The organism is Nocardia sp. NRRL S-836, from assembly GCF_001279525.1.
Classification (GTDB): Bacteria; Actinomycetota; Actinomycetes; order Mycobacteriales; family Pseudonocardiaceae; genus Lentzea.
In genome coordinates this window covers 99,924-114,859 of record NZ_LGDY01000150.1, presented here as the reverse complement: position 1 = coordinate 114,859, position 14,936 = coordinate 99,924, and the positions used below count along the sequence as shown (strand labels likewise).

General features: G+C 71.6%; 13 protein-coding genes. 4 read left to right on the top strand and 9 right to left on the bottom strand.

Features of this window, described 5'->3' with window-relative positions; genetic code table 11:
• Window positions 1–338: 338 nt before the first annotated feature.
• The 3 genes from ADL03_RS40910 to ADL03_RS40900 are packed head-to-tail and all read left to right on the top strand — an operon-like array spanning window position 339 to window position 5,854.
• A complete protein-coding gene (locus ADL03_RS40910) occupies window positions 339–3,191 on the top strand; it encodes an AAA family ATPase (protein ID WP_053739033.1) in 2,853 nt (950 codons plus the stop codon).
• Between the two features lie 48 nt (window positions 3,192–3,239).
• Window positions 3,240–4,475 carry a cation:proton antiporter gene (locus ADL03_RS40905; RefSeq protein ID WP_197289101.1) on the top strand — a complete coding sequence of 412 codons (1,236 nt, stop codon included), beginning with the start codon at window positions 3,240–3,242 and terminating at the stop codon, window positions 4,473–4,475.
• The gene (locus ADL03_RS40900; protein WP_053739031.1) at window positions 4,472–5,854 is read left to right on the top strand and encodes a DUF885 domain-containing protein; all 1,383 of its coding nucleotides are present in this window, start codon (window positions 4,472–4,474) and stop codon (window positions 5,852–5,854) included. The genes ADL03_RS40905 and ADL03_RS40900 overlap by 4 nt, the downstream gene beginning before the upstream one ends.
• Here the strand turns inward: ADL03_RS40900 and ADL03_RS40895 are convergent.
• Window positions 5,829–6,647 (bottom strand): SDR family oxidoreductase, encoded by an 819-nt coding sequence (locus tag ADL03_RS40895; protein ID WP_053739030.1) that lies wholly within the window; start codon window positions 6,645–6,647, stop codon window positions 5,829–5,831. The genes ADL03_RS40900 and ADL03_RS40895 overlap by 26 nt on opposite strands.
• A 25-nt stretch (window positions 6,648–6,672) precedes the next feature.
• Window positions 6,673–6,984: a hypothetical protein gene (locus ADL03_RS40890; RefSeq protein WP_053739029.1), complete on the bottom strand. Its 312-nt coding sequence runs from the start codon at window positions 6,982–6,984 to the stop codon at window positions 6,673–6,675.
• 75 nt (window positions 6,985–7,059) lie between these two features.
• On the opposite strand from ADL03_RS40890, the gene ADL03_RS40885 reads away from it, so the two are divergent.
• Window positions 7,060–7,839, top strand: coding sequence for a DNA-formamidopyrimidine glycosylase family protein (locus tag ADL03_RS40885; protein ID WP_053739028.1), 780 nt, complete (start codon window positions 7,060–7,062; stop codon window positions 7,837–7,839).
• Here the strand turns inward: ADL03_RS40885 and ADL03_RS40880 are convergent.
• The 7 genes from ADL03_RS40880 to ADL03_RS40850 all read right to left on the bottom strand — a co-directional run bounded on the left by ADL03_RS40880 (window position 7,790) and on the right by ADL03_RS40850 (window position 14,792).
• Entirely contained in the window at window positions 7,790–8,404 is a 615-nt protein-coding gene (locus ADL03_RS40880) for a hypothetical protein (RefSeq protein ID WP_053739027.1), read from the bottom strand. The genes ADL03_RS40885 and ADL03_RS40880 overlap by 50 nt on opposite strands.
• A 416-nt stretch (window positions 8,405–8,820) precedes the next feature.
• Complete coding sequence (locus tag ADL03_RS40875) at window positions 8,821–9,567, bottom strand: thioesterase II family protein (RefSeq protein WP_053739026.1); 747 nt, start codon at window positions 9,565–9,567, stop codon at window positions 8,821–8,823.
• Complete coding sequence (locus ADL03_RS40870; protein ID WP_053739025.1) at window positions 9,564–10,820, bottom strand: cation:proton antiporter; 1,257 nt, start codon at window positions 10,818–10,820, stop codon at window positions 9,564–9,566. The genes ADL03_RS40875 and ADL03_RS40870 overlap by 4 nt, the downstream gene beginning before the upstream one ends.
• Window positions 10,821–10,831: 11 nt before the next feature.
• Entirely contained in the window at window positions 10,832–11,920 is a 1,089-nt protein-coding gene (locus ADL03_RS40865; RefSeq protein WP_053739024.1) for an acyl-CoA dehydrogenase family protein, read from the bottom strand.
• A complete protein-coding gene (locus ADL03_RS40860; protein WP_197289100.1) occupies window positions 11,917–13,389 on the bottom strand; it encodes an amino acid adenylation domain-containing protein in 1,473 nt (490 codons plus the stop codon). The genes ADL03_RS40865 and ADL03_RS40860 overlap by 4 nt, the downstream gene beginning before the upstream one ends.
• 180 nt (window positions 13,390–13,569) lie before the next feature.
• Window positions 13,570–13,830: an acyl carrier protein gene (locus ADL03_RS40855; RefSeq protein WP_053739022.1), complete on the bottom strand. Its 261-nt coding sequence runs from the start codon at window positions 13,828–13,830 to the stop codon at window positions 13,570–13,572.
• Entirely contained in the window at window positions 13,830–14,792 is a 963-nt protein-coding gene (locus tag ADL03_RS40850; RefSeq protein ID WP_053739021.1) for a chlorinating enzyme, read from the bottom strand. Before ADL03_RS40850 ends, ADL03_RS40855 begins: the two co-directional genes overlap by 1 nt.
• Between the last annotated feature and the right edge of the window lie 144 nt (window positions 14,793–14,936).

Below are 14,936 nucleotides of genomic sequence, written 5' to 3'. Positions count from 1 at the left end.
CGGTCAAATGAACCCAGGCCGCACCCGGAAAAGTTCCTGCTGGCCCGGCGCCCACTGTAGGGTCGTTCAGGGATCGTCTGGCAAGTTAGGGAAATCCCTGATGTGGTCGAAGTCTCAACAACATGTCGTCACGGTCCGTGGGACGGCTCGCCTGATCGGGTGATTTGTCTGCCGGTGCTTGCGTAAACGCCGGGTACAAACGGTAGACAGGTATCAATTGGGATGATGCTGCAATGGGGGAGAGTGTTAATGTTGATCGACGTGTGCGCACCGCCCTGCCCTGGCAAGGGAAATTCGGGAACCGCGTCGGTGTCCACGCCGACACGAGTACGCCAACGATGAGGGCGGGCGACGCCACCACCCGCACGATCTTCGGGCGGAGCAAGGAGCTGCGAGCGATCTCGCAGGTGGTCAAGGAGGTCAGCCGCGGTCTCAGCCGGGTCGTCGAGGTGGTGGGTGAGCCGGGCATCGGCAAGACCCGCCTGCTCGTCGAGTTGCACCGGGACGCGGCCGCCTCGCGGATGACGGTGCTCGCCGGCCGCAGCAGCGAGGCGGACCGGCACGTGCCGTTCGCGTTGTTCACCGACGCCATCGACCAGCACCTGGCCGGACTGCCCCCGGCGGAACGCGAGCGGCTGGCGGCGGACCCCGCCCTGGGCGCGGTGTTCCCGCACCTCACCGGCGGTCCCGCGCACCGGCCGGTCGACCGGCGGGAGTTCTTCCGCGCGGTGCGGGACATGCTGTCCGCACTGGCGGGTGGCACCGGGCTCGCGCTGGTGCTGGACGACGTCCACTGGGCCGACCAGGAGTCGGCGGAGCTGCTGGCCCACCTGGTGTGGCATCCACCGGCCGGTCCGGTGCTGCTCGCGCTGGCCCACCGGCCGAAGCAGGCGGTCCCGGCGCTGTCGGCGGCGTTGTCGCTGCTGGCCAGGCAGGGCCTGGTGCAGACGCTCGACCTCAAGCCGCTGGAACCCTGCGCGTCCGACGAGATGCTGGACGCGCTGGCCCCCTCGGCCGGACCCGGCCTGCGGGCCGCGCTGCACCGGGCGAGCGGCGGCAACCCGTTCTACCTGGAGGTGCTCGCCAGCCGGTGGAACGGCGACCAGCAGCAGCACGAGCCGGACGGGCCGTGCCCCCGGCTCACCGCGACGCTGCACGCCGAGCTGTGCGCGTTGCCCGAGCAGACCCGCACCGCCGCGCAGGCCGCCGCGGTGCTCGGCGACCCGTTCGACGTGGACCTCGTCGGTGAGGTCACCGGACTCCCGCTGGCCGCCGTGTTCACCGCCATGGACGAGCTCGCCGCGCGGGACGTGGTGCGTCAGCTCGGCACGTCGTCGCGGTTCGCGTTCCGGCACCCGGTGGTGCGGCACGTGACCTACCGGACGATGGGTGCGGGCGCGCGGATCGCCGCGCACGCCAAGGCCACGGCCGTGCTGGGCCGGCGCGGTGCGTCGAGCCGGCTGCTCGCGCCGCACCTCGACCGCACCGCCTCGGTGGGCGACGTGGCCGCGGTGGCGGTGCTGGTGGAGGCCGCCGAGTCGGCCGTGCACCGCGATCCGGGCATCGCGGCCCAGTGGCTGCGCACGGCGGCCCGGCTGCTGCCGGACCGGCGGGAGCACGTGGCGGACCGCCGCCGGGTGCTGCTGGCGTTGTCCGAGGCGCTGGCCCGTGACGGCAAGCTGGTGGAGAGCGAGTCGGTCGCCGCCGAGGTGGCGCCGTTGCTCGACGAGAGCGACCTGCAGGCGCGCGGCAGGCTGGCCCGGTTGCGCGCGGCCAACAGCAGGCTGCTCGGCGGACCGGCCCCGAACGCCGAGGCGGAGAAGCTCATCGCGGCGGTGGACGAGAGCGCGGTGGGCGTGGCCCTGCGGGTCGAGATCGCGATCGACGAGCTGCTGTCCGGTGCGCGGGTGGACCCCGCCGCGCTGGTGCACGTGCTCGACGCGACCGAACGCCTGGGCGACCAGGGCCAGCGCGCCACCGCGCTGGCGGCGGCCGGTCTCGCGGCCATCGGCGCGTCGATGTTCGACGAGGCGGAGCAGTTCGCCACGACCGCCTCCGAGCTGTTCGAGCAGCTGCCCGACGGCGAGCTGCTCACCTGGCTCGACGGCGTGGTCTGGCTGTGCTGGTGCCTGGTCTACCTGGGCGATCCCGTTGTCGCGCAACGCCTCGCCGACCGCGTCGTCGGCCTGGCCCGCACCTCGGGCCGCACCCCCGACCTGCCCCGGCTGTTCACCACGGCCTCGTCCGCGCACCTGGCCGCGGGTGCGGTGGGCACGGCGGCACGGCTCGCGGACGAGGGTGCCGAACGCGGTACGCAGCTTCCCGGCACCCGGCTCGGTGCCATGACGCTGACCGCCCAGTGCCGGGCGCTGACCTGGCAGGGCAAGTCGGAACGTGCCCTGGAGGCCGGTCTGGCCGCCACCCGGTCCGCGGGGTCGGTGCGCGAGCTGTGGCGGTCGTTCGCGTGGATGGCACTGGCGGAGGCACGGCTGCTCGCCGGTGACGCGCAGGGCTGCGCGGACGCGATCGACGCGGCCGGCTTCGCCCAGCTGTACCCGGCGCTGCGCGCGGAGGCCGCCGAGATGATGGTGCGCGCCTGCCTCCTGCTGGGCGACACGCACGCCGCACGCGAGTGGTCGGAGACCATGCGCGACAACGACGAGCGGTACGCGGGCCTGTTCGCGCTGGCGCAGGCCCAGGTGCTCGTGGACACCGACCCGAACGCCGCCGCGGCCCGCGCGGCCGCCGCGGAACAGGCGTTCCTGTGCCGCGGCAGCCGGCTGCTCGCCGGACGCGCCCGCCTGGTGGCGGCGAACGCGCTCGCCGCGGCGGGCAAACGCGCCAAGGCGGCGGCGGAGCTGTTCCGCGCCGAGCAGCTGCTGATCGAGTGCGGCGCGCTGCCGCTGCTCGACCAGGTGGCCGCCGACCAGCGCCGGCTCGCCCGCATCCGGCCCGCACCCGAGGCCGCCGGCCTGGACGCCCTGACCACCAGGGAGAAGCAGGTCGCCGGGCTGGTGACGAACGGTCACACCAACCGCCAGATCGCCCAGCGGCTCGGCGTGAGCGACAAGACGGTCGAGGCGCACCTGGCGCGGGTGTTCTCGAAGCTCGGCGTCGGGTCGCGAGCCGCCGTGGCCAGTGCCGTCGCGCGGTTGCGCGCGGTCGGCGGGCTGCTGGGCGAGGGCGCCTGAGCCGCCTGCCGCGGCCGTTCCCGTGTCATCCGAGGGGAGAGATGTGTCTTGAACGCGCTCGAAATGGCGCGCTGGCTCGCGCTGGGGTCGGGCGCACTGGCGCTCACCCTGGCCATCGCGAAGCTCGGTGACGTGGTCGCCAGGGCGGTCGGCCAGCCCGGTGTGGTCGGGGAGATCGCCTTCGGCCTGCTGGCCGGGCCGCTGCTGGTGTGGTGGGGCGGCGAGGGGCTGCGGTCGTTGCTGTTCGGCGAAGGCCGCCTGGACGTGTTGTCGCTGCTGTCGCACGCCGGCCTCGTGCTGTACCTCGTCGGCGTCGGCCACGAGCTCAAACGCGGTGCGCACGCTCCCCGCGCCCGGCCGCTGGTGTGGACGACGCTCGGCACCCTCGTGGTACCGGCGCTGACCGGACTGGCGATGGCCCTATGGGTGTCCACACAGGACTCTTATCTGCGCGGCACCGCGCCCACGACGTCGTTCGTGCTCGTGATGGTGGTGGCGCTGTCGGTCACGGCGGTGCCGGTGCTCGCCCGCATCCTCGCGGAGAACGGCAGGCTGGAGGGCCGCGTGCCCCGGCTCGCGCTCGGGTCCGCGTCGCTGGTGGACGTGATCGCGTGGATCCTGCTGGTGGTCGCGATCTCGTCCGGGTCGCTGCTCAACCGGCTGCTGGTGCTGGCCGGCGTCGTCGCGCTCGTGCTGGTGGCACGACAGGGACTGCGGCTGGAACCGGTGCGGCGGGCGGCGGCGGCCCGGCCGCTGGTGACGACGGTCCTCGCGGCCGCGGCCGCGCTGGGCGTGGCCGCGCTGGCGAAGACCATGGGCGTCAACGAGGTCGTGCTCGCGATCGCCATCGGTCTCGCGCTGCCCGCGGACCCGGTGTGGAGCCCGGTGGCCGAACGCGTCTCGCTCGCCGGCCGGCGGCTCGTGCCGGTGTTCTTCTTCGTCACCGGTCTCGGGGTGTTCGCCGCACGGCTCACCGGCGTGCCGTGGGCGGCGATCGCGCTCGTGCTGGTGCTGGCGATCGTGGGCAAGGTCGGCGGCAGCTACCTCGGCGCCCGGCTGGGCGGGTGCTCCCACCGCGACGCGCTGGAGCTGGGCGTGCTGCTCAACACCCGTGGCCTGACGGAGCTGGTGGTGCTGCAGGCCGCGTTCACCGCGAAGCTGCTGACCCCCGCGCTGTACCTGGTGATGGTGGTGATGACGCTGGTGACCACCGCGATGACCGGGCCACTGCAGAAACTCCTGGACCGGCGCGTTCCGGTTCCGGACGGAGAGAGGACCTCATGACGCAGGCAGCCGACTTCTTCGCCGCACGGGTGCGACTCGAACCGGTGGAAACCGCGCTCGCCGGCGTGCCACCGACCGGCGAGCTGACCGACTACTCACCGGAGGGCTTCGCGGCACGGACCGAGCTGATCCGCCGGTTCCTGCCGGGCGCCGGGCCGGCGCTGGCCGAACGCCTCGAAGCCGAGCTCGCCTACCACGAGGCCGGTTTCGCCGCGTCGCTCAACGTCGTGACGAGCCCGCCGGTGCTGCTGCGCGAACACCTCGCCCTGCTGCGCGGCGACGCACGCCGAATCGCCCTCGAAGGCCTCGGCGACGCGCTGGGCGGGTACCTGAAGACGTTGCGGGAGAACAGGTCCACGCGCCGGCAGGCCGAGTCGGTCATGTGGGCGGCACGCACGTGGGCCACGACCGAGGAGGGCATGGCACCGTACGGTCCGTTCGCGGACGCCCTGGAGACCGAGATCCTGCCGCAGGCCGTCGAGGACGACGCCGTCGGCACGGACCGCTACCGCGTCGCGGCCCGCTACCAGTTGGGCGTGGACGTCGACCCGGCGGAGTGCTTCGCGGTGCTGACCGACGAGCTGCGCGAGCTCACCGCGGCCGCCGACGAGCTGGGCGGCAAGCAGGCGTGCACCGACTACGACAACGATCCGTTGTGGAAGGTCGACCGCGCCGACCTGAAGATGTGGGCCGAGGAGAAGCTGGCCGCGGCACAGGACAGGGTCGGTGTCCCCGTCGGCCCGCTGGAGGTGGTGGTCCCCGCCGAGCACGGCCCGGTCCGCTACCGCCCCGCCGCCACCGACGGCTCGCGCGCCGCCCAGGTGGTGTGGCCGGTGGCGGCGCCGGAGCCGGTCGCGGTGTGGAGCCAGACCACGATGCTGCACCACGAGGGCGTCCCCGGCCACCACCTGCAACTGGGCCTGGGCGGCGGCGCCGACGCGTGGACGCGCCACACCGTCGTGGCCGGCAACTCCGAGGGCTGGGCGGTCTACGCCGAGGGCCTGATGCTGGACGACATGGCCGCACCCGAACGCCTCGGCTACGTCATGGGCCTGCGGCTGAACACCGCGATGGCACTCACGGACCTGGCTCTGCACAACGGTTTCCCGCTCGACGGCGCACCGTGGACACCCGACCGCGCGGCGGAGTTCATGGCCGCCCACTCGGTGTTCCCCGCGTCCGGGCTGTACTTCAGCGTGCTGCGGTCGGCGGCCTGGCCCGCCCAGGCGATCACCTACAGCTGGGGCGCACGCGTGTGGCGGGAGCTGCGCGCGCGGGCCGACCGGGCCGGTGAACGGCCGGCCGACTTCCACCGCCGGATGCTGGCGCTCGGCCCGTGCGGGTTGGCGGTGCTCACCGATCCCGCGGCTTCCGCGTGAGCTTGCGCTGGGTCCGGCGGCCCTGCGCCACCATGAACGGGATCGCGCGCAGCCCGAAGCGCGGAAACGTGTCGGCGAGCCGAGCCAGTGCGCCGCGCCACCGCGGAATGGTGACGACCGGTCTCGGCCGGTCGAGCACCGCGGCGACGGCGGCGGCGACGTCGGCGGGCTGCAGCAGCGTGCCGGAGAACGACAGCGCGGCCGCCGGGTCGTCGAGCTTGTCGTGCAGCATCGGGGTCCAGATGCCGTCCGGGCAGACGCACGAGATGTCGATGTCCCGGACGCCCGCCTGCCGGAGGTCGGCGAGGGTGCTGAGGCTGAAACCGACCGCCGCGTGCTTGGAGGCGGCGTAGACCGCTTCGCCCGCGACGGCCGTGATGCCCGCCAGCGACACGATGTTGACGACGTGCCCGCCGCCGCGGCCGCGCATGGCGTGGATCGCGGCGACGGTTCCGTTGATCGTCCCGAGGGCGTTGACCTCGACCATCAGCCTGCGGGTGGCGGCGTCCTGCTGCCACGCGGGCCCGGTGGCCAGCACCCCGGCGTTGTTGACCCAGACCTCGAGCCGCCCCGCACGGGCGACGATGTCGTCACGCGCCGCTGCCACGGCCGCCTCGTCCCGCACGTCGAGCACTCGCGCGATCGCGCCGATCTCGGCGGCCGTCGCGGTCGCGGTCGCCTCGTCGACGTCGGTGACCAGCACCGTGTAGCCGCGTTCCACCAGCATCCGCGCGACCAGCTTGCCCACACCGCGTCCGGCGCCGGTCACCACCGCGCCTGCTCTCGCCGTCATGACGGGAGTATCGCGCCCTGCTCGTTCAGGTGTCGCGCTGGTCCAGCGCTTCCAGCCCGTCCTGCCAGCGCTCCCGCCGCTGGCTCGCCGTCTGCTCCCACCACGGGGTGCCGCGCTCGCCGAGGGCGGTCTTCGCGAGGTGGACCCGTGCGCGGGCGTCCCGCTCCGCCTCGGCGTCGTGGGCGCGGAGGGCGGCACCGACGTCGCGGCGGGCCGCCATCAGCAGGCTGCGCAGCCGTGCCGCGGGCTCGGGCGGGATCTCGGGATCGGTGGCCCGCCACCGCCGCCCGTTGATCACCACGAAACGCCCGTCTGGCGTGTGCTCCGGCTCCACCACATCAGAATCGCACCGATCGGAAGACGGCGCCGGTCCCGGTCTGCCGTGCCGGTCGGTGGGGGTGATGATGGAGTGATGGCGGAGGGCGACAGCGTGGCGCGGATCGCGGCGCGGCTCGACACCGCCACCGCCGGCTCGTTGATCGTCCACAGTGACGTCCGGCACCCGCGCTTCGCCACCGTCGACCTGGCCGGGCAACGCATCCTCGAATGGCGTGCGCGGGGCAAACACCTGTTGTCCCGCACCGACGCCGGCCTGACGGTGCACTCCCACCTCAGGATGACCGGCTCCTGGTCCGTGCTGCGTCCGCACAGGAGGTTGCCCGCGCGGGTCATGCCGCAGCTGCGGATCGCGTTGGGCCTCGACGACGGCCGCACGGTCGTCGGGGTCGCGCTTCCGGTGCTGACCGTGCTGCGGACACGCGACGAGCACACGGTCGTGGGACACCTCGGCCCGGACCTGCTCGCCGACGACAGCATCGCCGCGGCGGCCGAGCGGGTCGCGGCAGCCGGCGAAGAGGCGATCATCGCGGCACTGCTCGACCAGCGCCGGGTGGCGGGGCTGGGCAACATGTGGGCGCAGGAGCTGCTCTTCCTGCACGGCATCAGTCCCTGGCGGACCGCCGCCACCGCCCCAGGTCTCGACGCGTTGCTCACCGACGCCCGGCGGCGGCTGCGGCACGCGGTCCACACGAACCCGGCGCAGAACACGACCGGCAGACCCACGCCCCGGCACTGGGTCTACGGTCGGGCACGACGACCGTGCTTGCGTTGTGCCACACCGATCGCGTTCCGCCCGGCCGAGCTCACCGCCCACGGCCGGGAGACGTGGTGGTGCCCGGTCTGCCAGGCGTGACGACTGCGCGACCACCCGTTGTCGGGCCGCGGCGGCCGGCCTGGGAGTGGTCGATTGGGAGGTTGGCGAAGCCCTTGGACCTGAACAACGCCTTGCCGTCCTCCTTGAACGGGTTGCCGCAGTTGACGAACGTGCTGCTCGCCAGTGCCGGGCAGTCGAGCAGCGCCTCGACGTTGACGATCCTCTTCGAGTTCAGGACGGTCAGCTGGACCAGGCCGGGCAGCGCCTGGAACACCGCGCAGTCGAGCTCGGCACGAATCCCGTTGAGGCGCACCGCCTCCAGCGCCGGGATCGCGGCGAGCCGCGCCACCGGGAAGTCGCGTCCGGTGCCCGCGATCTCCAGCACGCGCAGCGGCGCCACCAGGTGGTCGACGACATCGGTGTTCTTCACGTCCTCCAGCTCCAGGTGCCGCAGCGTCGGCAGCTCCGCGAGCTGACGCAGCACCGCGTCGTCCCCGGTCACGTTGGTGCGCAGGAACTCCAGCGGCGGCAGCGGATCGACCACCCGGGGCAGCCGCGGCGTGGTGTAGGAGGTGACCCACAGCAGCGCCCGCAGCCCCGGCACGGCGGTGCCGGCGAGCGGGGCCGAGGGGGGCCTGACCGTCGACGTTGCAGACCACGAGCGAGGTCAGCGTGGGGGCCGTCAGGTGCGTCACGAGCGGTGCGGGCAGGGTCAGCGACTCCAGGTTCACCAGGTCCGGCAGGTAGGCGGGCAGCACCGCCCTGCGCAGCTGGGCGGGCGTCGGGCACAGGGCCAGGCCGCGGATCCGCGTCAGGTCCTCGGGGCGCGGCAAGCGTCCCCACGGAATGCGGACGGCGCCGTCCTCCGTGTAGTGGTCGCACTCGTCGGCGTTGCCGACGCAGAAGATTCCGTCACTGTCGAGCGGGCCGAGGTACCGCTCGCGGCTCGTACCGAAGAGGTCGACACCCGTCATGCCGGCATCATCCAGCCTCGGCCGGCGCGTGCGGCACGGGGCCCGCTCAGGCGCGTGGTGACCGGAGCTCGCGGACCTTGTCCCTGACCAGGCCGGCGACGCGGGGCCAGTGGTCGGCCAGGTAGAAGTGACCGCCCGGAAGCACGTGCAGCTCGGTCGTCCCGGTGGTGTGCCGCTGCCAGGCGTGCGCCTCGTCGAGCGTCACCATCGGGTCGTCGTCGCCCACGACCACGGAGATGGAGCTGGTGATGTCGGGTCCCTCGGCGTACCGGTAGGTCTCCGCGGCCCGGTAGTCGGCGCGGACCGCGGGGAGCACCATGCGGAGGATCTTCTCGTTCTGCAGCAACGCGGAGCCCGTTCCGTTCAACGCCTGCATCTCGGCGATCAGGCCCTGGTCGTCCCGCTGGTGGACGCGTTCGTCACGCCAGCACGACGGCGCACGTCTGCCGGAGGCGAAGAGGTGTGCCGCGGAGGTGCGGCGGGCCACCTCGAACGCGAGCGTCGCGCCCATGCTGTGTCCGAAGAGGATGGTCCGGCGGTCCAGGTGGGGGGTGAGGGCCTCGGCCACCCGGTTCGCCAGCGTGCCGAGGTCGTCGATGCACGGCTCGTGCCTGCGGTCCTGCCGGCCCGGGTACTGGACGGCCAGCACGTCGGCGACCGGTGCCAGCTCCTCGGCGAACGGCACGTAGAAGCTCGCCGAACCACCGGCGTGCGGCATGCAGACGACCTGGATCTCGCTGTCGGGGTTGGGCGCGAAGCTGCGCAGCCAGGTGTCCTGGTCGAACCGGGTCATCGCTCGGCACCGCCCGTGGTCGCGGTTTCCTTGGCGGTCACGCGGGTGTCCGCGATGCGGCGTTTCAGGACGATGATGACCGGTGCCGCCATGAAGGTGGTGGCCAGGGCCATCAGGACCATGATCGTGAACAGGGCGGACGAGACCACGCCCAGCTGCACGCCCACGGTCAGGATCACCACCTCGGTCAGGCCGCGCGTGTTCATCAGGACGCCGATCAGCAGCGACTCCGTCCACCGGTCGCCGGTCAGGCGTGCGGCGAGCGAGGCGCCGCCGAGCTTGCCGGCGGTGGCGACGACGACGACCAGCAGCGCGGTCAGCCAGAGAGCGGCGGTGGTGAGCTGGTCGATCCGGGTCGAGAGGCCCACCAGGCCGAAGAACATCGGCAGCAGGAGCACGGAGATCATGCTCTCCAGCTTCACCTCCACACCGCGCTGCCACTCACGGTCGCGCGGCATCACGGCGCCGGCCAGGAAGCCGCCGAAGATCGCGTGGATGCCGATCTGGTCGGTCGTCCACGCGCTCAGGATCGCCACCGCGATCATCACCCACATCGACGGGTGGCCGAGCCGCCGCAGCAGGGGGCGGACGACGGCGAACATCACGACGAGGTAGCCGATCGACAGCACGAGCGTCCGCAGCACGTCCTCGGGGCCCGCCGACTTGGCCACCGCGACCACGACCGCCAGCATGATCCACGCGTAGACGTCGTTGATCGCCGCGCACACCAGGCTGATGACGCCCACGCGGGTGTTCAGCAGGTCGGACTCCTGCAACAGCCTGGAGAGCACCGGGAACGCGGTGATCGCCATGGCCGCGGCGAAGAACAGGCAGAACGCCAGCCGATCGGTCTGCGTTCCGAACCGGGGGTACAGCCAGAAGGCCAGTGGTACCGCGAGGGCGATCGGGACGAGCAACGACGCGTGGCTGATCAACGTGACCTTGCGTCCCTGCCCGCGCAACGACCTGAGATCGATCTCCAGGCCGATCAGGAACATGAACATCACCAGGCCGGTCTGGGCCAGGACGTTCAGCCCCGCGATCACCTGCTGCGGGAACAGGTAGGTCATCAGCCCCGGCCACACCAGGCCCAGCGCGCTGGGGCCCAGCAGGATCCCGGCGACGATCTCGCCGAGCACCCTCGGCTGGCCGATCTTGCTCACCGCCCAGCCGACCACCCGCACCGCCACCGTGAGCACGGCCATGGCGAGCAGCAGGCGGCCACTGACCGTCGCGGCGTCCAAGTTTCCCATGTGTCCACTCCTCATCGCCCCGACTCGAAGATCAAGTCACGCATGAGCTCACTCGCGCCGGCCGCGATGGTTCCCGCCATGGCGTCGCGGTACAGGCGGGCGGGCACGGAGTCGTCGAGATAGCCCCGTGCCCCGTGGTACTGCACGCACGCCTGTGCGGCGCTGACCGCCAGTTCGGTCGCCGTCAGCTTGAGCACGGTCGCGGCTTTGGTGTCCAGCCGGCCGGCGCAGTGGTCCTCCACCAGTCGGTGGGCGAACGTCCGCACGAGCTCGAACTGGGCGTCCAGGTCGGCGAGGCGGTGCCGCACCGCCTGGTTGGCGCTCAGCACGTCGCCGTGCACCCGGTGCGAGCGCACGAAGGCCCGCACCAGGTCGAGGCAGTGCCGGACGCCGCCGACCGCCAGCAGGCCCGCGACCAGCCGTTCGAAGTCCAGCGCCGGCATCAGGTACATCAGCGCCCGGTCGGGCCGGCCGATCACCCCGGCCGCGGCCACGCCGTCGAACGACACCCGGCACGTGTCCGAAGCGCGCCAGCCGAGCATGGGTTGCCGGTGCCGGGTGATGCCGGGGGAGTGACCGTCCACGACGAACAGACTCGCGCCGGACAGCACGCGGGTGGTGCCGCCGTCACGGGTCTTGGCCAGCACGACGAAGTAGTCCGCCGCGGAACCGTTGGCCACGTAGAACTTCTCACCCGTCAACCGGTAGGTGTCGCCGTCCGGTCTGGCCACAGTGGACAGTGACGACAGGTCTGTTCCCGCGTTCTGCTCGGTGATGGCCAGCGCGGCGATCTTGTCCGGCGCGAGCCAGGCCGCCCGCTGCGCCTCGGTGCCGTACCTGCGCAGGTAGGAGGGTGCCATGTAGGCGTGGACGCCGATGGCCGCGCGGACACCGGCGTACCCGGTGTTGCCGAGCTCCTCCAGGAACACAGCGCTGCGCCGGAACCCGGGACCCACGTGCGGCAGGGACAGCAGGCCGGACTCGGCCAGTGCGCGCCACCCGTCGGCCGAGATGCGCCCCTGCTGCTCCCACACCTCGGCGTGCGGCAGCACGACCGCGTCCAGGACGGACCGGATCTCCTGACGGACGTCGTCGGTCACGGCACGGTCCGCAGGGAGGACAGGAGGGCCTCGCGGTCCACTTTCCCGTGCGCGGACAGGGGGAGCGACTCGCGGACCTCGATCACGGCCGGAACCATGTACGGCGGCAGGCGGCGTTTCAGGTGGTCCCGCAGGACCTCGCTCGTGCCGTCCGACACGGCGAACGCCATGAGCACCCGTTCGCCGGTGCCGGTGACGTGCACGGTGACGAAGGCCTGGCGCACGTCCGGGTGCCCGGTCAGGACGTGCTGGACCTCGCCGAGCTCGATGCGATGACCGTTGATCTTGACCTGGTCGTCGTCACGGCCCTGGAACACGAGGACCCCGTCCGCCTCGAAGTAGGCCAGGTCACCGGTGTGGTAGAGGCGTTCGGTGACACCGTCGAGCACGTGGTCCACGAACCGGCGCGCGGTCTCCTCGGGCATTCCGGCGTAGCCGGGGGACAGGCCGGGACCCGACAGGCACACCTCACCCGTCTCTCCCGGCTCGCACAGCCGGTCGTCGCGGACGACGTGCACGCGGGTGTTCTGGATCGGCCGTCCGATGGGCAGCGGCCGGTCTTCCGGCTGCGGCCCGGTCAACGGGTAGTAGGTGGCGAACGTGGTGCACTCGGTCGGGCCGTACACGCTGACGATCCGTCCCGCGCCGTAGTGGGCCAGCGCCTTGTCCACGTGGGGCAGCGAATGCGCTTCGCCGCCGGTGAGGACGGTGTCGACGGTGCCGAGGGCGTCGACGTCCTCGTCGACCATCGTGTTGAACAACGCCGTGGTCAGGAAGACCGTGCTGACCGAATGCTGCCGGACCACCCGGCGCAGTTCGGAGAGCCGGATGAAACCTCCCGGGTAGAGCACGCACGTGCCGCCGTTGAGCAGTGCTCCCCAGATCTCGAACGTGGCCGCGTCGAACGTGACCGGTGCGAGGAACAGGGTGACAGTCTTTTCGTCGAGCCGGGTGTAGCGGGCGTCGTGGACCAGCCGGACGACCGACCGGTGCTGGATCGGCACGCCCTTGGGCCGCCCGGTCGACCCCGAGGTGAAGTTGATGTACGCGATGTCCGTGGCGAGCACGGTCACCGCGGGGTTCGCGGAGCCGTCACCGTCCGATGTGGACACGTCGATGACCCGGCGCCCCGGTAATCGGGGCGTCAGGTCGTCCGGCCTGTCGGTGACCACCCGGTCGCAGCCGGCGATGCCGAACATCACGTGCAGGCGCTCGTCCGGCCAGGACGGGTCGAACGGCAGGTACACCGCGCCACATTTGACGATGGCGAGCAGTGCGACGACGAGCTCGCACGACCGCCGCACGCACACGCCGACCACGTCGCCACGCCGGCAGCCCTGCCGGAGGAGGTGACCGGCCAGCCGGTTGGCCGCCGCGTTGAGCTGCGCGTAGGTCATCCGCCGGTCACCGTGCACGAGCGCGGTCGTCCCGCCGGCCCTCCTGGCACGGTGTTCGAACAGCTCCTTCATGCTGCTGTCCGCCGGAAAGGGCACCGACGTGTCCGCATTGGCCAGAGCGTGCACGGCGCGTGCTCTGGGACCGGCTGTGAGCCGTTTCATGCGCTTCCCCTCGACATCTGGCCCGCGGGTGGACGGCGCCGAGGGGTGACCCGGACGAACGCGCTGGGGTCACCCCTCGGCTCGGCGCACCTACGCGGGTGACGCGTCGACCTGCTGCCTGTTGCGGACGATGCTCTCCGCGATCTCACGGACAGCGCTGTTGCTGAACAGGTCCTCCGGCGGCAGCGCGTCCTCGCCGAAGCTCTCCTCGGCCCTGGCGATCAGCTTGACCGCGGTCAGCGACGAACCGCCGGCCCGGAAGAAGTCGGAGTCGTCGTCCACGCTCAGCCCGAGGTCCTGGCACGTGGCCACGACCCACGCCTGGATGGTGTCGATGTCGTCGTTCGCCATCAGGCCGGCACCCCGTCCCTGACGGGGAAGCGGTACCCGTTGACGGTGGTCTGGACGAACCTGTTGTGCCCGAAGTTGTCCCGGCCGGAGGTCAGCACGTTGCCGAACTTCTCCAGGCTGGCCGCGCCACCGAACTCGGCGAGCGCGTCGGAGTGCGGGTAGACCCGCACGGAGGTCGGCAGGTAGCGGCCCGCGAAGCCGAGTCGCATCTGGTCGGTCTTGCCCGCGTGCGGGTGCGACGCGTGCATGAGCGTGGACCAGAAGATGATGAACTGGCCCTGGCGCATCACCTGTGACACCGCTTTGGACTCGTCGGGAGACCAGTTGGGATCCTTCTGCAGCTGCCGGTAGTCGTAGCCGAAGAACCCGCGCCGCACCCCGGACTTCTCCTGGTTGTTGATCAGGTCCGGGTTGTAGTCCATGACCTTCGACTCGTCGTAGTTCATCGACTTGTGAGAGCCCGGAATGAACTGCAGGCAGCCCATGTCGATCGACGCATCGGTGAACGCCGTCCACACCGTGATGGTGCCGCCGAAGTCGGCGTCCTCCGGCCACACGATCTGGGGGTGCTTCGAGCCGGCCACGTTGGAGAAGTTGTCGGCCTGGTGCCAGTCCGTGCCCTCGTCACCGGGGTACTTGGGGAAGAACTCCGAGCGCCAGCACAGCGTGTCCGGACCGAGGATGCTGGACACCCGGTCCACGATCTCCGGCCGGGTGATGTGCTCGGCCAGGAAGTCGATGTCGAGGTGCCGGTCGTAGTTCGACAGGTTCGTCACGCCGGAGACGGTCTTGCCGCCGCCGTACACGGCCTTTTTCGTGTTGATCAGTTTCGGCCGCAACGCCTGCAAATGTGCGGCCATCTCCTCGGCCTCGTAGAGGTCGAATGGACCTATGTATCCGTTGCGGTGGAACTGTGCGAGTTCCTCGTCGCTCAGTGTGAACGCCTTGCCTTCGGATACCATGATTACCCCTGTCGTTCCGAAATTTGCACGCCGAATTTGCACGGAAGTGGCCGTGCTCGGGAAGAACCAATCGCACGCGGACAGCACGAATGAGGCCGGCCGGGACGGCTCGGCGTCAACTGTCGGTTACCGGAAGATCAACGG